At 50.9% G+C, this 23,211-nt stretch carries 23 protein-coding genes; 4 read left to right on the forward strand and 19 right to left on the reverse strand.

The annotated features are described in order from the left end of the window. Positions 1–290 precede the first annotated feature (290 nt). Complete coding sequence (locus tag FH968_RS00250) at positions 291–518, reverse strand: hypothetical protein (protein WP_139876391.1); 228 nt, start codon at positions 516–518, stop codon at positions 291–293. Between the two features lie 231 nt (positions 519–749). Here FH968_RS00250 and FH968_RS00255 point away from each other — a divergent pair, with 231 nt between their 5' ends. Continuing rightward, entirely contained in the window at positions 750–2,024 is a 1,275-nt protein-coding gene (locus FH968_RS00255; protein WP_139876392.1) for a glycoside hydrolase family 10 protein, read from the forward strand. Between the two features lie 533 nt (positions 2,025–2,557). On the opposite strand, the gene FH968_RS00260 is transcribed toward FH968_RS00255, so the two are convergent. Together FH968_RS00260 and FH968_RS00265 are read right to left on the reverse strand one after the other, a co-directional pair. Next, positions 2,558–2,920 carry a hypothetical protein gene (locus FH968_RS00260; protein WP_139876393.1) on the reverse strand — a complete coding sequence of 121 codons (363 nt, stop codon included), beginning with the start codon at positions 2,918–2,920 and terminating at the stop codon, positions 2,558–2,560. Between the two features lie 112 nt (positions 2,921–3,032). Next, a complete protein-coding gene (locus FH968_RS00265; protein ID WP_139876394.1) occupies positions 3,033–4,532 on the reverse strand; it encodes an aldehyde dehydrogenase family protein in 1,500 nt (499 codons plus the stop codon). Positions 4,533–4,789: 257 nt separating this feature from the next. Between FH968_RS00265 and feaR the strand changes: the two genes are divergently transcribed. Then, entirely contained in the window at positions 4,790–5,698 is a 909-nt protein-coding gene (feaR, locus tag FH968_RS00270) for a transcriptional regulator FeaR (protein ID WP_139876395.1), read from the forward strand. A 35-nt stretch (positions 5,699–5,733) separates the two neighbouring features. Here the strand turns inward: feaR and paaY are convergent, their stop codons facing one another. The 13 genes from paaY to paaA form a co-directional block, all read right to left on the reverse strand. After that, positions 5,734–6,327 (reverse strand): phenylacetic acid degradation protein PaaY, encoded by a 594-nt coding sequence (gene paaY, locus FH968_RS00275; RefSeq protein WP_139876396.1) that lies wholly within the window; start codon positions 6,325–6,327, stop codon positions 5,734–5,736. A gap of 9 nt (positions 6,328–6,336) precedes the next feature. After that, complete coding sequence (paaX, locus tag FH968_RS00280) at positions 6,337–7,269, reverse strand: phenylacetic acid degradation operon negative regulatory protein PaaX (protein ID WP_139877178.1); 933 nt, start codon at positions 7,267–7,269, stop codon at positions 6,337–6,339. Between the two features lie 161 nt (positions 7,270–7,430). Next, entirely contained in the window at positions 7,431–8,747 is a 1,317-nt protein-coding gene (gene paaK / locus FH968_RS00285; RefSeq protein ID WP_139876397.1) for a phenylacetate--CoA ligase PaaK, read from the reverse strand. A 22-nt stretch (positions 8,748–8,769) separates the two neighbouring features. Beyond that, positions 8,770–9,978: a 3-oxoadipyl-CoA thiolase gene (gene pcaF / locus FH968_RS00290; RefSeq protein WP_139876398.1), complete on the reverse strand. Its 1,209-nt coding sequence runs from the start codon at positions 9,976–9,978 to the stop codon at positions 8,770–8,772. Further along, positions 9,975–10,400 (reverse strand): hydroxyphenylacetyl-CoA thioesterase PaaI, encoded by a 426-nt coding sequence (gene paaI, locus FH968_RS00295; protein ID WP_139876399.1) that lies wholly within the window; start codon positions 10,398–10,400, stop codon positions 9,975–9,977. Before paaI ends, pcaF begins: the two co-directional genes overlap by 4 nt. After that, positions 10,390–11,874 carry a 3-hydroxyacyl-CoA dehydrogenase PaaH gene (gene paaH, locus FH968_RS00300; protein WP_189388968.1) on the reverse strand — a complete coding sequence of 495 codons (1,485 nt, stop codon included), beginning with the start codon at positions 11,872–11,874 and terminating at the stop codon, positions 10,390–10,392. The genes paaI and paaH overlap by 11 nt, the downstream gene beginning before the upstream one ends. Further along, the gene (gene paaG / locus FH968_RS00305) at positions 11,874–12,659 is read right to left on the reverse strand and encodes a 2-(1,2-epoxy-1,2-dihydrophenyl)acetyl-CoA isomerase PaaG (RefSeq protein ID WP_139876400.1); all 786 of its coding nucleotides are present in this window, start codon (positions 12,657–12,659) and stop codon (positions 11,874–11,876) included. Before paaG ends, paaH begins: the two co-directional genes overlap by 1 nt. Positions 12,660–12,661: 2 nt before the next feature. After that, complete coding sequence (paaF, locus tag FH968_RS00310; RefSeq protein WP_139876401.1) at positions 12,662–13,429, reverse strand: 2,3-dehydroadipyl-CoA hydratase PaaF; 768 nt, start codon at positions 13,427–13,429, stop codon at positions 12,662–12,664. Further along, a complete protein-coding gene (gene paaE, locus FH968_RS00315) occupies positions 13,429–14,496 on the reverse strand; it encodes a 1,2-phenylacetyl-CoA epoxidase subunit PaaE (RefSeq protein WP_139876402.1) in 1,068 nt (355 codons plus the stop codon). Before paaE ends, paaF begins: the two co-directional genes overlap by 1 nt. A gap of 7 nt (positions 14,497–14,503) precedes the next feature. Then, positions 14,504–15,004, reverse strand: a complete 501-nt coding sequence (gene paaD / locus FH968_RS00320; protein WP_139876403.1) for a 1,2-phenylacetyl-CoA epoxidase subunit PaaD — start codon at positions 15,002–15,004, stop codon at positions 14,504–14,506. Positions 15,005–15,014: 10 nt separating this feature from the next. After that, complete coding sequence (gene paaC / locus FH968_RS00325; protein WP_139876404.1) at positions 15,015–15,770, reverse strand: 1,2-phenylacetyl-CoA epoxidase subunit PaaC; 756 nt, start codon at positions 15,768–15,770, stop codon at positions 15,015–15,017. Positions 15,771–15,778: 8 nt separating this feature from the next. Next, entirely contained in the window at positions 15,779–16,066 is a 288-nt protein-coding gene (gene paaB / locus FH968_RS00330) for a 1,2-phenylacetyl-CoA epoxidase subunit PaaB (RefSeq protein WP_139876405.1), read from the reverse strand. An 11-nt stretch (positions 16,067–16,077) separates the two neighbouring features. Next, the gene (gene paaA, locus FH968_RS00335; RefSeq protein WP_139876406.1) at positions 16,078–17,007 is read right to left on the reverse strand and encodes a 1,2-phenylacetyl-CoA epoxidase subunit PaaA; all 930 of its coding nucleotides are present in this window, start codon (positions 17,005–17,007) and stop codon (positions 16,078–16,080) included. 286 nt (positions 17,008–17,293) lie between these two features. Here paaA and paaZ point away from each other — a divergent pair, with 286 nt between their 5' ends. Together paaZ and tynA are read left to right on the forward strand one after the other, a co-directional pair. Continuing rightward, positions 17,294–19,339, forward strand: coding sequence for a phenylacetic acid degradation bifunctional protein PaaZ (paaZ, locus tag FH968_RS00340; RefSeq protein ID WP_139876407.1), 2,046 nt, complete (start codon positions 17,294–17,296; stop codon positions 19,337–19,339). A 173-nt stretch (positions 19,340–19,512) separates the two neighbouring features. Next, positions 19,513–21,774 (forward strand): primary-amine oxidase, encoded by a 2,262-nt coding sequence (gene tynA / locus FH968_RS00345; protein WP_139876408.1) that lies wholly within the window; start codon positions 19,513–19,515, stop codon positions 21,772–21,774. Between the two features lie 51 nt (positions 21,775–21,825). On the opposite strand, the gene FH968_RS00350 is transcribed toward tynA, so the two are convergent. The 3 genes from FH968_RS00350 to FH968_RS00360 form a co-directional block, all read right to left on the reverse strand. After that, positions 21,826–22,461 (reverse strand): carbonic anhydrase, encoded by a 636-nt coding sequence (locus FH968_RS00350; RefSeq protein WP_139876409.1) that lies wholly within the window; start codon positions 22,459–22,461, stop codon positions 21,826–21,828. A 99-nt stretch (positions 22,462–22,560) separates the two neighbouring features. Then, on the reverse strand, positions 22,561–22,851 hold the full coding sequence (locus FH968_RS00355; RefSeq protein ID WP_223271253.1) for a hypothetical protein: 291 nt from the start codon (positions 22,849–22,851) through the stop codon (positions 22,561–22,563). A gap of 51 nt (positions 22,852–22,902) precedes the next feature. Beyond that, a complete protein-coding gene (locus tag FH968_RS00360) occupies positions 22,903–23,127 on the reverse strand; it encodes a DUF6500 family protein (RefSeq protein WP_139876410.1) in 225 nt (74 codons plus the stop codon). Positions 23,128–23,211 lie beyond the last annotated feature (84 nt).

The following is a 23,211-nucleotide window of genomic DNA, read 5'->3' on the forward strand; positions in this document are numbered from 1 at the left end:
TAACGCCATTTCTCTTTTCTGAGCGTTAAACGATATTCTAAATCAGTGCCTGTCCGGCAAGATGACCAAGTTAGGATATGGCGAGTTTTCCTTATGAACTAGATTCCCACACAACATAAGTTAAATAGTCTATCAACATACGAAACCCGAAAACCACCATAGAAACTAACCCGGCTAACTCACCTCGCCCATTGCCACATCCAATTGTCATCACGCATTGTTGTATAGCTTCTCAACAATACGGAACTGGAGATCGCTGGCTTACAGTCGCCCCAGTTCCGTATTGCGAGTTAAAACACTTTTGATGAATAATCGGATTTCACTTCACTTTCTATATAAGTATTCAGGCCCCATCCAGCTCGCGCTAACTCTTTCATCTTTTCCAGATGCTCAGGTCCTGGGTGGCGAAGATCGTAGAGATACACGTGATTGTTTTTGAAACGGACTTTGATCGAGTTGGCATCAATCTGGAAACTAACAACTTGTGAATCACCGCTTATGTTCGCGTAATTTTCCATAGTGCATCCTGTTGGCTAAGCCTTTCCTCGGGCGAAGTTATCTATTAACCACGTTCCGCATTTTTATACAGGGTTATAGCTCACGATTTGGTTAGAACCCGGCTTGAATCGTCCACTAAGTACTTAACGAGTTGACTTAAATTTGAATAATAAGAGAATGATTCTTCTCAGGCGACTATCAGAAAAACTGGGGCACACCATCAACCGTTTTGCTTTCAGTGTGTATCTAAAATGAAAAGATCAGGCATTTTTATTACCGTAGCCTTTTTACTTGCTAGTTGTGCCAGCAAACCACCGAAATCGCTCGTCACACCATCGCCCCAACCTAAATCTCAGCAGAATCAGGAACCGGTTCGGGGTGTCTGGCTGACAACTGTTTCGCGTCTTGACTGGCCGCCGGTGTCATCTGTCAATGTCAGTAATCCGTCCACTCGCATCAGCATGCAAAAGAAAGCGCTAACCGATAAATTGGATAACATGAAAAGCCTCGGTATCAACACCGTGTTTTTCCAGGTTAAACCAGACGGTACCGCTCTTTGGTCATCTAAAATTCTGCCCTGGTCAGATATGATGACCGGGAATATTGGCGAGTATCCTGGTTACGATCCGCTCCAGTTTATGCTCGATGAGGCGCACAAACGTGGCATGAAAGTCCATGCGTGGCTGAACCCTTATCGCGTTTCGGTTAATACCACACCTGGGACCGTTGCGGAATTGAACCGGACTTTATCACTGCATCCTGCCAGCGTATTTGTGCTACACCGTGACTGGATCCGCACCGCTGGCAATCGATTTGTCCTCGACCCTGGTATCCCAGAGGTACGGGACTGGATAACGAGTATCGTTGCCGAGGTCGTTTCGAGTTACCCGGTTGATGGCATACAGTTTGACGATTACTTCTACGCGGAATCTCCAGGCTCGGCCCTGAACGATAACCAGACTTACAAGAAGTATGGTCAAGACTTTGCCTCAAAAGCAGACTGGCGGCGACACAATACTGAGCAGCTTATTCAACAAGTTTCCCATACTATCAAACGGTTAAAACCTGGTGTCGAATTTGGAGTAAGCCCTGCCGGCGTATGGCGTAACCGTTCATTCGATGAAGCTGGTTCTGATACACGCGGGGCTGCGGCCTACGATGAATCTTTTGCCGATACCCGCCGTTGGGTGCAACAAGGTTTGCTGGATTACATTGCACCGCAGATATACTGGCCCTTCTCTCGCGATTCGGCCCGTTATGATGTGCTCGCAAAATGGTGGGCGGATGTGGTTAAGCCCACAAACACGCGTCTATATATAGGAGTGGCACTGTATAAAGTGGGCGTTCCTGCGAAGAATGAGCCGGACTGGATGATACAAGGCGGTGTGCCAGAATTGAAAAAACAGCTCGATTTGAATGATTCCATACCGCAAATTGACGGGACTATTCTGTTCAGAGAGGATTATCTCAACCAGCCTCAGACTCGGGAGGCGGTCAGCTACCTTCGAACCCGCTGGGGCAGCTAAGAACGACATCATTTAAACTAACGCAATGTAATTTAAGTGATTTTTCTATTTTAGCGACGCTACGTGAATTCTACAAAACTAGCAGTATCATTGTGCTGTAGAATTCACGCTGCGGCTTCGCTTCACGGTACATTTATCCCCTACCCTTTATATTAGATTGATCCTGCCGTTCAGTTTATTATCAGTAGAATCTTATTTAATAAAATAAAAATTCACATCATGAATGTTTAATAAACAATATTGAGGAAAATGTGAAGAGCCAGAATTTGAGCTTATTCTGGTTGTTATGAAATTATATCAGCCGATAATTACTGGTAATGTTAATAGTGAATAACGGTATCTGTATATGAAGAAATTATTATTGATTATCAGTAGTCTATTAATTGCTCTGAGCCTGTCAGGCTGTATTTATAGAGATGGGCATCACCATCACCATGGGTATTATCACCACTATCGCTAAATACAACGCCCCCGTAAAATCATGGGGGCGCTTTTTAACTGCACGCATAAATATATTTATCACAGATATTAACTCACCAGGCTTCCGGTTCTCGTAGCATATGCACAATACTGCAAGGGCTCATGATCCATCCCCCTTTAAAACCTTCTGGTAATGGCTCGACAGTATCACAGCGGGTAACCCCGCTCTCCTCAACATGTTTTTCAGCCAATTTGAAATTGGATGTGAACAACTCAAGCCATACCTCGGCCTGACTTAGGCCTGGCGCTTCATCAATCCACAACCGGTTTGGGCCAAATACAAATCCGGTTGCAGGTGGTTTGTCCGTAATCTCTTCGAGTCCAATAACATTACGGTAAAAATTAAGCGTTTGTTGATATTGGTGTGAGGGGACTTTGACAGCAATATCAATCCCCCCTTTTATTTCTGCGCTCATGATGACTTTCCTTCTCATGTGGGATATCGAGCATTTTGATTAAGCTCTAAGGATAGAATATAAAACAACCAACACTGGTTGTTTTATATTCATGAGAAGGAAATGTGAAGGTCTAGTAACGCACGCAAATAGATTTCGTTTCTGTGTAAGCATCCAGCCAGTCTGGGCCAAAATCTCTGCCTGAACCCGACTGCTTCATACCGCCAAATGGCATATTGGCATCGATAAGCGTATGGCTGTTAACCCAAACGGTACCCGCCTGAATACGCGATGTATAGCTCATCGCGGCTTGCAAATTATTGGTCCACAGGCTTGCGGTTAAACCATAGTCCGTGTCATTAGCCAGATGAAGCGCCTCTTCTGCGTCTTTTACCCGCACCAGATTAACAATCGGGCCAAACACTTCTTCATGATTAAGACGCAACTCCGCTGAAGGGTTCACGACCAGCGTTGGCGCGATGTAATAACCCTCACCGTTTGGAACTGTGTTGCCGGTAATCAGTTCCGCATGATGGCGATGTGCATCATCCAGATAACTGGCGACTTTTTGCTGATGGGCTTTAGAAACTAATGGGTTAATCTGCGCGCCGGTATCCATGCCCGCCCCAACAGAAAGTGATTTCACTGCTTGCTCAAATCCGCTCACGAGTGTGTCAAACAGCGGTGCTTCAATATAAATGCGTGAGCTTGCCGCGCACACTTGCCCCTGGTTCAGGAAGCTGCCAGCCATCAATCCTTCAATCACCATTGCCGGGTCTGCATCTTTAAGCACAATGGCCGGGTTTTTACCGCCCAACTCCAGAGTGACATGCGTTAAACGCTCTGCCGCTGCCCGAGCAATCCCTTTCCCTGTGGCAGTTGACCCGGTAAAACTTACTTTGGCGACCAGTGGATGTTGCGTGAGCGCTCGTCCACATTGCGCACCGCTGCCGGTAACAACATTAAAGACGCCATCTGGCACACCGGCTTCGCTGGCTAATTCTGCGACGCGCAACAAAGTCAGCGGTGTGGTTTCTGAGGGTTTCACCACAATGGAACAGCCAGCCGCCAGTGCGGGCATCACTTTCCACATCCCAATCAGCAACGGGAAATTCCACGGTACAATCCCTGCCACGACACCGACCGGTTCTTTTCTTGTCCAGGCCTGATAACGCGCTCCTTCAGGCATTGGGATGGAAACATCCAACGTACGCCCGCTTATTTTTGTGGTAAGCCCTGCGGTGTAACGCATCCAGTTAAGCGCACAGCCGACTTCAAATGCGCGGGAAATGTTGATGGACTTACCCTGCTCCAGCGTTTCAAGTTGTGCCAGTTCTTCGGCATTTTGCTCAACCAAATCGGCAAATTTCAGCAGGATTCGCTCGCGTCCAGCTGGCAGCATATTGGCCCACACACCGCTGGTGAAAGCACGCCAGGCAGACGTAACCGCTTTATCCACATCGGCTTCGTCGGCATCAGCACTGGTCGCAATTTGTTGTCCGTCCGCTGGGTTAAAGACACTCAGGCGAGATGAAGAACCCGATGGCTGCCAGTTTCCGTCGATATACAACCCGTGGTGACGCGCCAAAAAACGTTGAACCGACTCAAGAACAGCAACATTGTTAGCAGACATACTTTCTCCTTATCATCGTAATGGCCATAAGCCTTACCTGAAGTCTAGGGTCTGGCGGCGCAAAAGGTTTTTCTCTGCCTGACAATTGCTTTGTTCCCTGTGACAGCCCACACAATTGGCGACAAAGCTCGCCGTTTTCATGCGGTATTTATCTATAGTGAATTCCTATACCAGACGCGAAGAGCTTCTCCCGTATCGCGCAAGCTGTAACAATGAATTAACATGTGGCACCGTCGGTGCAATGGGTGAGGTGGACAATGGCAGAATCGGCAAATAACGAGCGTTTTGAGAACTGGATGGAGCACATCAACCGCGCCTGCGGCCCTTTCGCCGGGCAGCTTTTGGATGGTGGGTTTCAGGGTAGTTTGCAGGAATACCATGCTAATGCCATGAAGTTGAGCGTGGTGGATATTGCCCACGCTCGCCTGTTCCGCACCCAGCATGAAGTCGCTCGCGGCAATGATGCCTGGTTTTACGCAGTTTTTCAGCTAGACGGCGAGTCCGTACTCGAACAAGGGAGTAATCAGGCAGTTATTCGCGGGGGGGATATTACGCTGATAGATGCATCACGCCCATGTAGCATTACTTATTCGCAACGTGCCAAGCAAATCTCGCTACTGGTTCCGCGCCATTTGCTTGAACAAAACCGCCGGTCTGGTGAATTGCCCTGCGCCTATCGGCTTAATGCTGAAATGCCAGTGGTGAAAATGAGCCAGCGGCTGTTGCATGAAAGCATGAAAAATCCCACTCTCAGTGCCTGCGAAAGCGAAGCTGCGCTTGAAGCTATCATTTGCCTGTTGCGTCCGGTGTTACAGGTGCGCGACGCCCTTCCATCCAAACGTGATAAGCAGCTTGAGCGCGTGATGGGTCTGATTGATAACAACATTCAGTCTGAGGAGCTACGCCCGGAGTGGATAGCCTTTGAAGCGGGTATGTCTGTTCGCAGTCTGTATCGCATGTTTGCAGATAAAGGTCTGGTCGTGGCGCAATATATTAAGAATCGCCGTCTGGATTTATGCGCGCAAGCGTTACGCACGGTAAGCTCGACAGAAAAGCTGGCAGGAATTGGCTATAACTGGGGATTTACAGACCATAGCCACTTTTCGACGGCGTTTAAAATGCGTTTTGGTATTTCACCTGGTGAGTATCGCAAGCGTTGGCAGTAAGCATTGGGGATTTATGGTAAATCCCCAACCAATAACTATTGGGATTTTGGCTGATGACCACTACCCATGATTTTTTCATGGCGGTTTGCTTCCGCTTCACGTAGCGGCTCCACCTGATGCATCGTTTGCTGGCAGCGGATAACTAATTCTTGATATTCGCGAGTGCCCTTCTTCTTCCACTCAATCTCATCCGGGCGTAACTCACGCACCGCTTTTGCCGGGCTGCCGAGGATCATCAGATTTGCGCCAAACTCAGCTCGAGCTTTAACAAATGCCGTCGCGCCGACGATACTGTTCTCACCTATTTGGGCCGCGTCGAGGATCACAGCATTCATGCCGACCAGCGCATTTTTTCCAATTAAACAACCGTGCAAAATTGCACCGTGTCCGATATGCCCATCTTCCTCGACGACAGTATCCTGCTCAGGGAATCCGTGCATCACACAATTATCCTGAACGTTGGCGCCATCTTTGACGATGATGCGCCCGAAATCACCGCGTAAACACGCATTTGGGCCGATATAAACACGATGGCCAATAATCACATCACCAATCAATACGGCCGTGGGATGTACATAACTGTCTTCCGGAACCACGGGCGTCAGTCCATCAATTTGATATACAGGCATAATTTATCCTTATAGGTTCAAGCTGTGTCCACCAAAACGCTGGAAATAGCCGCTTCCCGGTTGTGGCAAATCACCCACCGAGGTTTCACCATGTTCCGTGACAAACTCCAGTGCACCCGGTGCCACGCGTTGATAGATATTAATGCACAACTGGCGAGCACTTTGCCCTTGCCAGTGTGGTGGTAACAATTCATCGGGAAGCAGAGGATCTTTGAGCACCACGCGGCGATAGAAATGGATCAGCAGAAGCTGAATCTGGAAACACCGCAGCGGTGTCAGCTCGCTTTTGTCTGCTTCACGCAATATTGGAAGCAACGGGCGGAAGGAATTTATAAACTCACCATAACGCTCATTTTTATCGGCGAGTAACCAACACTCTTCCACTCGGGCTTTTAGCGCAGTTTTCGAAGCCTGAAGCGGTGAGCTGGCCTCAAAACAAATCACGTTATCTGCTACGCCGGCTTCATGCAGCAGGTTCTGTACGTCAGCAAGATTTTGCGATGGTGACGCCATCAGGCTTGGCGCAAGTGTGCCGAACCCCTGCCAGATAAGTTGTTTTTTCACCTGCTGTAGCGTGCTTTTCTCGAGCCCTTCTGAGAGCAAAAGCAGCCACTTTCCGTCCCATTCTGGCTGGCCTGCGCGATAGATTTTGGCTTCCGCACGACGAGTCATGCGCTGCCCCATTTCTGTCAGACGATAAAAGCTGCGCCGCCCTACGCGTTCAACGTCAAGCCAGCCTTCTTTATTGAGTCTGAACAGCGAAGTTCGAACGAAACGTTCGCCAAAACCGAGGGATTCCAACATAGCCGCAAGGCTACCCAGCCAGATTTCACCACCACGATGCGCCAGCGCATCGCCGTATAAAGAGACAATTAACGACGTTCCGCTGATGGGAACGGCGCTAACTGCCTGCTGAATAAATTGTTCCAGTTTGTTGTTCATCATCCGCCAGAAATTCCGTTTTAACGTTCATGTCCAAAACATAGCACAACAAAGATAATAAAAATCATGTCATTAACAATACGATTCACAATTTCGGCAGAATCAATTTATATGAAGTATTACGTAGGGCGGATGCGCATAAACGGCATCCGCCACTTTGTTTATTGATTAGCGGCCGAGCGCAAATCACTCACGCGAATCGCTTTCCCTTCTGAACGTGGCAGGCTACCGCAGTTCACAATGCTGATATCCGTTGAAATCCCAACCATCGACTTAATTCTGTGTCGCAGTTGATGACAAACGGAACAACGTTGTTCATGGCTCAGATACAGGCTGCTCTCTTTTAATTCTACCTTCACAGAAAGCGTATCGAGATGGCCGTCGCGATGCACTTCTAGTTGATAATGCGGCGCAAGATGTTCGAATTTCACAATCTCTTCTTCAAGCTGTGACGGGAACACATTCACACCACGAATGATGAGCATATCGTCTGAACGCCCGGTAATCCGGTCCATTCGGCGCATGGTACGTGCGGTTCCCGGTAACAAACGCGTCAAGTCGCGGGTGCGGTAACGAATCACCGGCAGCGCTTCTTTGGTTAGCGTAGTGAACAGCAACTCGCCTTGCTCGCCATCATCCAACGGCGTGCCGCTTATCGGATTAACAATTTCTGGATAGAAATGATCTTCCCAGATAGTCGGTCCGTCAGTCGTTTCCAGACACTCCATTGCGACCCCAGGTCCCATCACTTCAGACAGGCCATAAATATCCAACGCGGTAATCCCCAGGCGGCGTTCTATTTCCCGACGCATAGCGTGAGTCCAGGGTTCTGCACCAAATACACCGACGCGCAGCGAACAATTGCGCGCATCTCCGCCCATCTGGCGTTCCAGTTCTTCAATAAGATTCAGGCACCAGGACGGTGTGACCATGATCATATCCGGTTGGAAATCGCGAATTAGCTGCGCTTGTTTCTCAGTTTGCCCGCCGGACATCGGAATGACCGTTGCACCCAAACGTTCTGCGCCATAATGCGCACCCAGCCCGCCAGTAAACAGCCCGTAACCATAAGCAACATGGATTTTATCTTTCGCCGTGCCACCTGCGGCACGCAGGGAACGGGCGACAATATCGGCCCATGTATCTATGTCTTTTTGCGTGTATCCCACCACCGTTGGTTTCCCGGTAGTGCCGGATGAAGCATGGATACGCACAATTTGTTCCATCGGCACGGCAAATGTGTCGAACGGATAGTTGTCGCGCAAGTCTTGTTTCGTGGTGCAAGGAAAGAGGCGAATATCTTTCAGCTCTTTAAAATCATCAGGATGCACGCCCACCGCGTCAAACTTGCGTTTGTACATCGGCACGTTGCTATAGGCGTGATTAAGCGTCCATTTCATGCGCTGCGTTTGTAAGGCCTGCAGCTCATCAATTGATGCTGTTTCAATCGGTTCCAGCTTTATAGTAGAGGTTATCATTATAGGGTACTCGCAGGTTTGATTAGCTCACACGCTCAAGGATCAGGGCAATGCCCTGGCCAACACCGATACACATCGTACAAAGAGCGAAACGTCCCTTGCGGCGATGCAGTTCGTGGCTGGCGGCCAGCGCCAGTCGGGCTCCACTCATCCCCAGCGGATGGCCTAAAGCAATAGCGCCGCCGTTGGGATTAACATGTTGGGCGTCGTCAGGCAGCCCCAACTGTCGTAATACACCCAGCGCTTGCGCGGCAAAGGCTTCGTTCAGTTCGATAACATCCATATCGTTGATGGAAAGTCCTGCAATCTCCAGCACCTTGCGCGTGGCAGGAACTGGCCCAAGCCCCATCAGCCGAGGTTCAACACCCGCCGTCGCCATTGCTACAATGCGTGCTTTTGGTGTCAGCCCATGGCGTTTCGCAGCATTTGCACTGGCGATAATCAACGCTGCTGCGCCGTCATTCACTCCAGATGCATTTCCTGCGGTAATCACACCGTGAGTACGGAACGGCGCTTTTAACCCATTGAGTTGTTCTAAGGTAGTTTCAGGACGAGGATGTTCGTCTTCGCGAATCTCGGTCACCGCGCCCTTTTTACCTTTTAACGTTACCGCAACAATTTCTTGTGCCAGCACACCGCTCTTTCGCGCTTGTTCGGTGCGCTGCTGGCTACGCCAGGCAAAGGCATCTTGATCGGCACGACTTATATTTAACAACTCAGCTACATTCTCTGCCGTTTCGGGCATGCTGTCAGTACCAAAGTGTTCAGCCATGAGCGGGTTCACAAAACGCCAGCCGATGGTGGTATCGAACATCTCGGTCTGGCGCTGAAAAGGTGTACTGGCCTTGCCCATTACAAATGGTGCACGCGTCATCGACTCTACGCCGCCTGCAATCATCAACTCAGCATCACCTGCTTTAATTGCCCGCGCCGCCATACCTAACGCATCCAGACCGGAGCCGCATAAACGGTTTATCGTGGTGCCTGAAATTGTCTGTGGCAGGCCGGCAAGCAGTGTCGCCATCCGTGCAACGTTACGGTTATCTTCACCCGCCTGGTTAGCGCAACCGAGGATCACATCGTCCACTGCACTCCAGTCAAGCTGCGGGTAACGCGCCATCAGTTCTTTGAGCGGGATGGCAGCCAGGTCGTCAGGCCGTACGGAAGAAAACACCCCGCCGTAGCGGCCAATTGGCGTGCGCACACCGTCACAGATAAATGCATCATTCATAGTTTGGCTCCTGATACTGTCGTGCCGATACGGTGCGAACGCCCACGAAACAGAGCGACCGTTTTTTCATTCTGATTAATGATTTCAATGTCATACACACCAGTCTGGCGCCCCTGTGTACGCACTTGCGCAATCGCAGTCAGCGTGTCACCAGCAGCACCTGGACGCACAAAATCGATGCTGCAACCGGACGCTACCGCAGCCAGCCCCTGGCTATTGCAGGCGTAGGCAAATGCAGTATCTGCAAGAGTAAAAAGTTGCCCGCCATGGCAGGTCTGGTGGCCGTTTAACATTGCTTCGGTGATGGTCATCGTCAGGCGTGCAAAACCATCGCCCATCTCCTGGATCTCAATGCCCATTTGCTGCGCACAGTTATCGCGAGCGTACATTTCTCGAGCGTTTGCCCATGCATTAATGCTCATGTTGAGTCTCCAGTAGCGTGCGTTGGCGTAGCATTGACGTTGGGCGATAACGTTCTTCACCGTAATGTTGTTGTAAGTTTTCTAGCAGTCGCAGCACTTGCTGCCAACCGAGTTCAGCCCCCCAGGCCAGTGGGCCGCGCGGATAATTCACCCCCAGGCGCATCGCAGTATCAATGTCCTGTTCGCTGGCGACACCTTTTTGCGCCGCGTCCGTTGCTTCATTGGCAAGCATTGCCACGGTGCGCCATACCAACATTCCAGGGTAGTCATTAATCGTCAGCACCTGTTTGCCTTGTTGCTGGAAGAAACGAATCACTTTCGCAGTTTGTTCAACCGTGTTACCCGCAGCCGCTGCCAGCACAACGAGTGGCGAGCGCTGCCAATCGTTCACTAAATCAAGCAGAACAACCGGGCGTTGCAGGCGTTTAGCCAACTGCGTTGCCCTTTCGCCTTGCGTGACTTGAACCAGCACGTCATCCAGCTCCAGATATGAATCAGTGACACCGTCACTTGAATTTGGATTATTCAGCCATGCAGCTCGACCGTGAAACTTAATGTGCTTCGCCTCAGAATTGCCAGGCGCTGCTGGTTCGTAAGGCAGGGTTTCGTTGAGTGGCCAACGGTAAATCCCCTGCCCAGTTTTCTTGCCCAAACGCTTGCCGAGCACCAGTTCTTGCTGAATAAGAGAGGGCAGAAAACGGCGCTCCTGCCAAAAACCGTTGAACACGGAACAAGTAACGGCAAAGTTCACGTCCTGGCCGATAAGATCCGTCAACGCCAGCGGTCCCATTGGGAAGCCACCGCAGTCACGCAACGCCGCATCAATCACTCCCGCAGGCGCAACATTTTCTTCCAATGCTCGCCACGCTTCGGCGTAAAAAGGACGTGCTACACGGTTCACAATAAATCCAGGTGTGGAATGGCAGCGCACTGGCTGTTTTCCCCAGCGCAATGCCAGCGTAGTCAGGCTTTCCAGTACGGCAGGTGCGGTTTCCAGCCCGCTCACCACTTCAAGTAGTTTCATTACTGGCGCGGGATTGAAGAAATGCAACCCGACAACGCGCTCTGGCTGCGGAACACCGCTGGCAATCGCCGTAATAGAAATAGACGAGGTGTTGCTAGCGAATATCGCATCCGGCGGGCAGATGGCTGCCAGGTCGCGGAAAATGGCCTGTTTAATGTCGATTTGCTCGGCGGCGGCTTCAATCACCAACGCCGCATCAGCGAGTTCGCTGAGCGCGTGCGCCGCGGTTAAACGGCTGACAACAGCACTTTTCTCAGATGCGGAAATTTTACCCTTTGCCACACGAGCGCTCAGAGCGGCAGCAATGCCGTCAATAGCGCGGGTAGCAGCACCCGGCTGAATGTCATAAATTTTGACCGGATGCCCAGCCTGCGCGGCAACCTGCGCAATGCCTGCGCCCATGGTTCCGCTGCCTATCACGGCGATAACTGAATGTGGAGTTAGCATCATCATTTCCCCTGAAACACCGGAGGGCGTTTAGCCAGAAATGCCGATACCCCTTCGCGATAGTCTTCGCTGCGTCCGGCAAGACGCTGGTAGTCTCGCTCCAGATCAAGCTGAGCGTCGAGCGTGTTGGTTTCTGAGGCGTACAGTGCTTTCTTCACCAGACCAAGGCCAAACGTAGGCTGGCTGGCAAAATGTGTGGCGAGCTGGCGTGCGGTGTCAGTTAACGCTTCGTCATCCACTACCTGCCAAATCATGCCCCACTGCTGGGCCTGTTCCGCGCTGAGTTTGTCACCCATTAGTGCAAGCCCCGTTGCGCGAGCACGCCCGGCAAGGCGCGGCAGGAACCAAGTTCCGCCACAGTCAGGAACCAGCCCTAACTTGCTAAAGGACATAATGAAATTTACCGAACGTGCGGCAATAACCATATCGCAACCCAACGCCAGCGTAGCACCAGCTCCGGCTGCCACACCATTAACCGCGGCAATAACCGGTTTTGGTAGTGCCGCCAGGCGTTTAATCAGCGGGTTATAAAAATTCTCAACCGAAGCACCTAAATCAGGCGCGGCTCCGGTCGGGTCAACGTTACGATCGTTTAAATCCTGCCCCGCACAAAATGCACGTCCCGCACCGGTAATCAGCAGGCAACGAATGGTGTCATCGCGCTCAGCCTGAGTCAGCACTTGCGCCAGTTGGCGGTGCATTTCGTCGTTAAAACTGTTCAGGCGTTCCGGGCGATTTAAGGTCAGCGTCATCACGCCGTTTTGCACATCACTAAGAATAAAATTCATGGTTATCGTCCTTTAAACGCAGCGGGTCGTTTTTCCAGGAACGCAGCAATGCCTTCCTGACGATCTTCGGTGGCAGCAAGCAGCGTGAATAACTGCCGCTCATGCTGTAAGCCCTGGCTAAGAGAAAGCTCATGAGCCTGGCGCAATGCCGTTTTCGCCGCCTGCAAAGCCAGCGGTGCATGTTGTGCGATACGTGCTGCCAGTTTCTGGGTGTATTCCAGCGTCAGTGTCGCAGGGCAAACTTCTGCAACCAGTCCCGCCTGTTGCGCCTGTTGTGCGGTGATAGCTTCACCTGTCAGTACCATCCGGTAGGCCAGCGCTTTTCCGACGCTGCGAATTAAACGTTGCGTGCCGCCAGCGCCAGGCATAATGCCAAGTGTGATTTCCGGTAGGCCGAAGCGTGCGTTGTCGCCCGCGAGCGTGATATCGCACAGCATGGCGAGTTCGCATCCCGCACCTAGCGCATAGCCATTCACTGCCGCCAGTAAAGGTTTGTTAAATCGTTCGATACGCGCCCAGAGTTGCGGGCGTGGGTCATTGAGCGTGGCGGGCATATCGCGGCTCGCCATCTCTTTAAGATCAGCTCCAGCTGCAAAAAATCGCTCATTACCGGTGATAACCACCGCGCCAACGCTTTCATCTTTTTGTGCAGACTCAAGCGTCTGAGCAATTTGCTCCAGCAGCGCGTTATTCAGGGCGTTGCGAGCAGCCGGACGATTTAATGTCAGAGTCAAAATGCGCTGGGTCTGGTCAATCATCAGTTCGCTCATCACAGCCCCTGTGCGTCAAAGTCGAGCACCACGTCATTGCCTTTTGGCAATGCCTGGCAACTGAGGATATAACCCGCTGCCAGTTGATCCGCCTCGAGGCTGTAATTGACGCCCATTTCCACTTCGCCGCTCAGTACTTTGCAACGACAAGTGGCGCAGACGCCGCCTTTGCAGGCATACGGTAAATCCGCGCCCTGGCGCAAAGCTGCATCCAGAATACTTTCGTCTTGCGAATCCAGGGTTATCTTGCGATCACGTCCGTCCTGGCGCAGCGTCACTACTTTTCCGGCTGCCTGCTCACGGCTGCGGCGACTCGGTGCAGTGCCTGGCGTATTAAAATGCTCGATGAAGATATTTTGCTGCGCCACACCCATTTCCAGCAGTGCGGCTTCGGTTTCCTGCATCATGCTTTGTGGGCCGCAAATAAACGTGCGGTTAAAGCCTGTGAGGTCGAGAAGATTGTCGCCTAGCGCTTTAACTTTCGCGCCGTCGAGCCGCCCACTCAACAGTTCACTTTCCTGCACTTCCTGGCTGAACAGATAAATAAGCTGTAGGCGTTGTGGGTAGCAGTCTTTTAAATCAGCCAGTGCCTGGCGGAACATCATGCTGCGGCTACTACGGTTGCCATAAACTAGCGTCACGCGGCTTTGTAATTCAGTGGCAAGTGTTGCGCTGACAATCGCCAGCATAGGCGTTATTCCGGAACCCACTGCCAGCGCCAGATAGTTTCCGGCGGTTTCAGGCTGCGGTTGGTAACCAAAAGTTCCCTGCGGAATCATCACGTCCATCGCCATGCCAGCAATCAAATCCGTCACTGCATAATGCGAAAAGCGCCCGCCTTCGATGGCTTTCACCGCCACACAAATTTCACCCGGCTGTTCAGCACGGCAAATAGAATAACAACGGCGTAATTCTTCCCCGCCCAATCGAGTTTTCAGGGTCAAATGCTGGCCGGGCTTAAACGCATAATGCGCCTGCAAATCTTTGGGCACTTCGAAAGTGATGGCGACTGCTTCCGCAGTTTCCTGTTCAATACGAGCCACCTTTAGCGAATGAAACGTCGTCATGGCAACCTCAAATACATTTAAAGTAATCAAAGGGTTCACGGCAGCTGCCGCAGCGATAAAGCGCTTTGCAGGCCGTGGAACCGAATTCGCTGATAAGCGAAGTATGCAAACTGCCACAGCGCGGGCATACCACGTCGACATTTGCCGATGTTGCATTGCAGGCATGTCCTTGCGGCGGGCTGATACCGTATTCACGCAGCCGTGTCCTGGCCGCAGGCGTCATCCAGTCCGTGGTCCAGGCTGGGTGGAGCATCTGTTCGATATGCACCGGACCCAGTTGCGCTTCTTCCATCGCGTCACGGATAGCCGTCAGCAGAAAATCAGTCGCCGGACAGCCGGAATACGTGGGAGTAAACCCGATGTGCCAGCCGTCTTCACGATGGCGAACGCTGCGCACCATGCCGAGATCGGTGATGGTCAGCACCGGAATTTCCGGGTCACTGATTTGCCCGAGAATGCGCCATACATCGCGGATTTGTGCCGGTTCAACCACATCGAGAGTTTGCATATTTACCTCACTACCACTGCTGATTAGGGTAAGCGCGTTGCAGATACTGCATTTCCGCCAGCAACGGGCCGAGGTGTTCGGTATGTAACCCCTGTTTACCGCCAGTGCGGTATTGCGCTTGCGTAGGTTTTACCAGCGTAGCTTCAAGCAAACCGCTAAAGACTTCTGCTTCCCAGGCGGTACGCATCGTGCGTGGGTCGACAGCAATTCCCTGCTCCGCAAGGCTGATTTCCAGCTCGTCGGCATGGAACATTTCGCCGCTGAAACGCCAAAGTTTGTTCAGCGAGCTTTGCATTTTTTGTTGGGAAAGTTCATTGCCATCGCCCAAACGAACTAACCAACCGCGGCTAAAACGTAAGTGGTAACGCACTTCTTTCAGCGCTTTTGCAGCAATCGCCGCCAGTTGTGAGTCACTGCTTTGCGAAAGACGGCTGAACAGTTCGACATGCCAGGCATCAAGCAAATACTGGCGCATCATGGTGTCGGCAAAATCACCATTGGGCTGCTCAGCAAGCAGCAGATTATGGTACTGCCGTTCGTCGCGGCCATAAGCCAGCTGGTCTTCGTCGAGGTGTTCGCCCTGCAAATGCGCGGCATAAGCCAGGAAGTTGCGCGCCTGTCCGAGTAAATCCAGGCCGATGTTCGCCAACGCCAGGTCAATTTCCAGCTCCGGCGCATGTCCGCACCAGCCAGTCAGGCGCTGAGCCAAAACAAGGCAAGTGTCGCCAAGTCGTAAGGTGTAAGTGGTTAACGGGGAATAAGTCATTTCACACCTCACATATGCTCGATGCCATCAGGGATGGTGTAGAACGTTGGATGGCGATAGATTTTGCTATCTGCCGGGTCGAAGAACGCACCGCGTTCCTCGGGTTGTGAGGCCACAATCTCGCTCGCTTTTACTACCCAAATCGAGCAACCCTCGGCCCGGCGGGTGTAGGCATCGCGGGCATTTTCCAGCGCCATTTGTTCGTCGGTGGCGTGCAGGCTGCCAACATGACGATGCGAAAGCCCCTGTTTGCTGCGGATAAAGACTTCGTATAACGGCCAGTGAACATTGCTCATTTTCTTCTCCTTCACGCCACTTTGCGGGCTTGTTGTTTTTCGCCGTAAGCCAGGGCGGCTTCGCGTACCCACGTACCTTCGTCCCAGGCTTTGCGTTTGGCAGCCAGGCGTTCTTCGTTGCACAGCCCGCGTCCGGCAATCACTTCGTTAAGTTCGAGCCAGTCAATTTCGCCAAATTCGTAATGACCGGTGGCTTCGTTAAAGAAGAGATCTTTATCCGGTACGGTCATGCCGAGCATTTCGACTTGCGGCACGGTGTTGTCCACAAAGCGCTGGCGCAGTTCGTCGTTGCCGTGGCGTTTGATTTTCCAGGCCAGGCTTTTGGCACTGTTTGGAGAGTTGTCGTCGTTCGGGCCAAACATCATTAGCGAAGGCCACCAAAAACGATTGATGGCGTCTTGCAACATTTGGCGCTGTTCTTCGCAGCCTGCGGCCAGCACGGTGCAAGCTTCAAAACCCTGGCGCTGATGGAAGCTCTCTTCTTTGCAGATTTTCACCATGGCACGGGCATATGGGCCGTAAGAGGTACGGCACAACGCGACCTGGTTAACAATCGCGGCCCCATCGACCAACCAGCCGATCACGCCAATATCTGCCCAGTTGAGTGTTGGGTAGTTAAAGATTGAGGAGTATTTCATTTTGCCGTCTAGCATCTTCTGGTAGATGTCTTCCCGCGCGCAGCCCAGCGTTTCCGCAGCGCTATAGAGATACAGGCCGTGTCCGGCTTCGTCTTGCACCTTTGCCAGCAAAATGGCTTTGCGTTTCAGGCTCGGTGCACGCGCCAGCCAGTTTCCCTCCGGCAACATGCCGACAATTTCGGAATGAGCGTGCTGCCCTATTTGGCGAATCAACGTCTTACGGTATTCGTCCGGCATCCAGTCCTGCGGTTCAATCGCGATTTCTTGTGCGATTCGCTCATCAAATCGGTGTTGTTCAGTCATGGCGTCACTCTTTATGATTCAAATTATATTCGCAAAACACGATCATGCGAATCACTTAATGATTAAAAGTTACAGATAAGTTAACTAAAACAGCAAAATTAACACGCGTGCTTTGTGAGCGTTATCACGATAAATTTTAAATAAATGTTACTTTTCATATCAATAACAAAAAAGCCATAAAGGCAGTGAATCACATTGTTAATAAATTATTAAATTACACCTTGCTTTTTATGATTCACAAATCAAACATTGATGACATTAAACGTAATGCTTAGTGAGGTGTGAGATGCAACAGTTAACAAGTTATCTGGCAGGTAGTTGGGTGATGGGCCACGGTAAAGAACGTACGATAAATCATGCGATTACCGGAGACGTGTTGTACCAGGTAACCAGCGAAGGGTTGGATATGGCGCAGGCGAAGCGCTATGCAATTGAAAATGGCGGTAAAGCCTTACGCGCCCTGACCTTCGTGCAACGCGCAGCCATGCTAAAAGCGGTGGCAAAACATCTGCTGGCTAACAAAGAATCGTTTTATGAGATTTCTGCACAGACAGGTGCAACCCGCGCAGACAGTTGGGTCGATATCGAAGGGGGTATCGGCACCCTGTTCGCTTATGCCGGTATGGGAAACCGCGAACTTCCAGATGACGTGCTGTGGCCTGAAGACGAAATGATCCCGCTGTCTAAGCAAGGTGGATTTGCCGCTCGCCATGTGCTGACGTCTAAATCCGGTATGGCGCTACACATCAATGCCTTTAACTTCCCTTGCTGGGGAATGCTGGAAAAGCTCGCACCAACATGGCTTGCTGGAATGCCTGCCATTATCAAACCCGGCACCGCAAGTGCACAAGTGACACAAGCGATGGTGAAATCAATTGTCGATTCAGGCCTCGTTCCGCAAGGTGCAATCAGCCTGATTTGTGGTGGCGTAGGCAACCTGTTTGACCTGCTCGATGAGCAAGATGTGGTGACGTTTACCGGTTCCGCCAGTACCGGGCAAAAGTTACGCTGTCACTCAAATATTGTTGCCCGCTCTGTGCCGTTCACCATGGAAGCCGATTCTCTTAACTGTTGCGTGCTTGGTGAAGATGTCTCGCCGGAACAACCAGAGTTCGCTCTGTTTATCCGTGAAGTAGTGCGTGAAATGACGGCAAAATCCGGACAAAAATGTACTGCTATTCGCCGCATCATCGTCCCACAGGCGCAGCTCGAAAATGTGGTGCAGGCGCTAAAAGCGAAGCTTGAAAAAATCCAGCCCGGTGACCCAGCATTGGAAGGCGTGAAAATGGGCGCGCTGGTGAGCATTGAGCAGCGTGATGATGTGCAGCAAAAAGTCGATCAGTTGATTGCCGCAGGCTGCAAAGTTGTTATTGGCGGTAAAGCAGATACTTCACGCGCTGGCGCGTTCTTCCCGCCAACATTGTTGCTTTGCCAACAGCCAGATGAAACGAGTGCAGTTCATGAACTCGAAGCTTTCGGCCCTGTCGCCACGGTAATGCCTTATCAGCATGCCGAACATGCAATGGAGCTGGCGCGAGCGGGCCAGGGAAGCCTTGCGGGGACGCTGGTAACGGCAAGTGGCGACATTGCGCGCCAGTTTATTCTCGGCGCAGGCCGCGCCCATGGGCGAATCCAGGTGCTGAACCAGGAATCATCGGTGGAATCTACCGGACATGGTTCACCATTGCCGATGCTGGTTCACGGCGGCCCAGGGCGTGCGGGTGGTGGTGAAGAACTTGGCGGGCTACGAGCGGTTAAGCATTACATGCAGCGCACCGCTATTCAGGGCAGCCCTTCGATGCTGGCCGCCGTTAGCAAGCAGTGGAGTTACGGCGCGGCGGTACAAGAAAATCCGGTTCACCCATTCCGCAAACATTTTGAAGATCTGCAAATTGGCGAAAGCTTACTGACGGCACGCCGCACCATCACCGAAGCCGATATTGTGAATTTCGCCAATTTGAGCGGTGACCACTTCTACGCGCATGTCGATAAAATTGGTGCGGCAGATTCGTTCTTCGGTGAACGCGTGGCGCATGGTTATTTTGTTGTTTCTGCCGCGGCAGGATTATTTGTCGACCCAGGTGTTGGGCCGGTTATCGCCAACTATGGTATGGAAAACCTGCGCTTTATCGAACCGGTGAAAATCGGCGATACCCTGCAAGTGCGTCTGACATGCAAACGCAAAACCGCCAAACCACAAAAAACTGCGCAAGATAAACCCGTCGGCGTTGTGGAATGGGCGGTAGAAGTGATGAATCAGGAAAACCAGTCTGTGGCGTTGTATTCCATTTTGACTTTGGTTGCACGTAAGCACGGGGATTTTGGCGCTTAACTTCCCCCGCATTCCAACCCTCTTCTTCAGGAAGAGGGTGTTGTTATTAATTTGGCAAAACCAGCAAAGAGATTGGCAAGCAGCACAATATATCTTGCCGCAGAAGTTGTTATGTTGAATTCATTCCTGTTTATAAACCACACAACAATAAAACATCCTAAAGTGAGAATTTCATGAATTTAATAACTGGAAAGAAAGCGCTGGCTTTAGCAATTGCACTCCTGACCTCCTCTGCAGCTTTCGCCCACGGCGGTGAAGCACATATGGTGCCGATGGAAAAAACACTGAATGAATTTGGTGCCGATGTGCAATGGGATGATTACGCGCAGATGTTCACCATCGTCAAAGACGGTGCCTTTGTAAAAGTAAAACCGAATAGTAAATCGGCGATGGTTAACGGCAAAACATTGCAGTTGCAGGTGCCGGTTATCTTCAAAAATAAAACCGCTTATATTTCTGAAGACTTTATTAACGAAGTTTTCCAGTCCGGGCTTGATCAAACCTTCGCTGTTGAGAAAAAACCGCACCCGCTTAATTCATTAACCTCAGATGAAATATCCAACGCGGTAAAAATTATTCAAACGGCACCAGATTATAAACCGGGTACCCGCTTTACTGAAATATCGTTGCATGAACCGCCCAAAGATCAGGTGTGGCAGTTTGTGATGACAGGCCAGGCTGTGACGGCACCTCGTATGGCGGATGTCATTATGCTCGACGGTATTCATATCGTCGAAGGCGTAGTGGATTTGAGCGCTGGGAAGGTTGTTTCCTGGAAACCGATTGAAGGCGCGCACGGCATGGTTCTGATTGATGATTTTGTCAGTGTGCAAACAATCATCAACAACAGCAAAGAGTATGCCGACGCGCTGAAAAAACATGGTGTGGACGACCCAACTAAAGTTGTTACCACCCCGCTTACCGTTGGCTATTTCGATGGTAAAGACGGGCTGGAACAGAACCAGCGATTGCTTAAAGTGGTGAGTTACCTCAACACCGGCGACGGTAACTACTGGGCGCATCCGATTGAAAACCTGGTGGCGGTTGTTGACCTCGAACAGAAGAAAATCATCAAGATTGAAGAAGGTCAGGTGATACCGGTGCCGATGAACCCACGCCCGTTTGATGGCCGTGACCGCAAAGCTCCGTTAGTTAAACCGTTGGAAATTATCGAGCCAGAAGGCAAAAACTACACCATTACGGGCGATACCATTCACTGGCAGAACTGGGATTTCCACCTGCGTTTGAATTCGCGCGTCGGTCCAATTCTCTCGACCGTGACGTATAACGACAACGGCAACAAACGCAAAGTGATGTACGAAGGGTCGCTCGGCGGCATGATTGTGCCTTATGGCGACCCGGACGTTGGCTGGTATTTCAAAGCCTATCTGGATGCAGGTGATTACGGTATGGGCACGCTGACATCCCCTATTGCTCGCGGCAAAGATGCGCCGGGCAACGCAGTGCTGCTGGATGAAACCATCGCTGATTACACCGGCAAACCAACCACAATTGCGCACGCAGTTGCTATTTTTGAACGCTACGCAGGACCTGAGTACAAGCATCAGGAAATGGGCCAGCCAAATATCAGCACCGAACGCCGCGAATTAGTGGTGCGCTGGATTAGCACCGTGGGTAACTATGATTACATCTTCGACTGGGTATTCCATCAGAATGGCACCATCGGTATTGATGCTGGCGCAACCGGTATTGAAGCGGTGAAAGGCGTAAAAGCGAAAACCATGCACGATGAGACAGCCAAAGATGACACGCGCTACGGTACGTTAATCGACCACAATATCGTTGGCACTACGCACCAACATATCTATAACTTCCGTCTTGATATGGATGTGGATGGTGAAAACAACAAATTGGTTGCCCTGGATCCGGAAGTGAAACCAAATACCGCTGGCGGCCCACGCACCAGTACCATGCAAATTAAACAGTACGACATCAGTACCGAACAAGAAGCTGCGCAGAAATTTGACCCAAGCACTATTCGCTTGCTGAGCAATACCACGAAAGAGAACAAGATGGGCAACCCGGTTTCCTATCAAATCATCCCTTATGCGGGTGGCACGCATCCGGTGGCAACTGGCGCGAAATTTGCCCCTGACGAGTGGATTTATCATCGTCTAAGCTTTATGGATAAACAATTGTGGGTAACGCGCTACAACCCGGACGAACGTTATCCGGAAGGCAAATATCCAAACCGTTCAGCACACGATACCGGACTTGGTGCCTACACCAAAGATAACCAGTCACTGGATAACAGTGATGACGTGGTCTGGATGACAACCGGTACTACCCACGTTGCTCGTGCAGAAGAGTGGCCAATCATGCCTACAGAGTGGGTTCACGCGCTGCTTAAACCATGGAACTTCTTTGATGAGACGCCAACGCTGAATCTGGCGGGAAAGAAGGAAGATAAGTAAGTTATTTGTTCTTGCGCCAGGCCTGAGTAACAGGTCTGGCGCAATGCCCTTCTAAGATGCCGTCGCACCTGGGTTATCTGATAATGAAATGAACTTCCCGCATTTGCTGTCAAAGGCTTCAATGCACCCAGATTCAATATCATAAACCCAACCATGCAGCGTAATGTTGCCTTTCGCAAGCGCTAACGCAACACAGGGATGCGTGCGTAAATTCCCCAGTTGAGCAATCACGTTTTGGTGCACCATGCCGTCCACGCGGGATTGGGTTGTGGTGTGCTCTTCCGATTCGTTAATGGCTTTTGCTGCATCTGCATAACGCAACCAGTGGGCAACGGCGGGCATATGGTCAAGACACTGGCAGTTGGCAACGGCAGTCATTGCCCCGCAGTCAGAGTGGCCACAAACCACGATGTCACGAACGCCGAGCGCCATCACCGCATATTCAACCGAAGCTGAAACGCCGCCCGGTTCAGGCCCGAACGGTGGCACAATATTGCCTGCGTTTCGAATAACAAACAGTTCACCCGGTTCACGTTGGGTCACTAATTCGGGGACTAACCGGCTATCAGAGCAGGAAATAAAAAGTGTTTTAGGGTTTTGATTTGAAGCGAGTTTTTTGAATAGTTTGGAGCGTTGAGGAAATGCTTCTTTCTGAAACCTCAAAAAACCTTCAATAACGTCTTTCATCATAAGTCCTGGATATCTTTCGTGCCGTTATGATGCCACGCTGAAAATGGCAGATCAATTAGCGAGCATTCGGTATATATACCCATATATTTACTGGAGTTATATTGCATCGTTACCCAATCCGGTAATAACCCCTGGAATGCTTTGGCGTGGGCCGCTGCGCCATTCTTCACTGCTATAAAAGTCCATCTGAGCGTTTTTCAACTGGGGTAAATCTTCAAAGGCTCTTATCAGGCAGTAAGCGTCGGGGTCATCGAGCGAATTGCCAAAGGATACGATATCGATTCCAGCTGCACGATGAAGCGGCACACTTTGCTCCATCATTATCTTGTGATAATCCCTCTCCTGTTCCCGGCTTAAGGGTATATAGCAAGAACTCCACTGTTTCATCGTTATCTTCCTAAGTGATTTCCCCATCCCTTGAAGGATGTGGGTAAGTGCCTATGCGGTCTTAGCAGGTGTTACAAGTGATATGATTTTTCTGGCCTTTTCAAAGTGGTCCAGTTTCATTTCTATGATCCACCAGTGAGCCACTTCCATAAGTAATTCGGGGTCATCATTCTTGTTGGCGAAAAAAGCATAAAATGACACGCCAACGCCCTCACCTTTAGCAGCCATTTTGGCTTCACACACTTTCACTATCTTCGTTCTAATACTGGCTCTCATTACCTTCCCCTGGTGATTACATGCTGCTGCGGCATTACAGCTAACTGAAGTTATATTCAATTCAGGCGGCGAGCCACAATTACA

The sequence above is a fragment of the Buttiauxella sp. B2 genome (genome assembly GCF_006376615.1).
GTDB lineage: Bacteria > Pseudomonadota > Gammaproteobacteria > Enterobacterales > Enterobacteriaceae > Buttiauxella.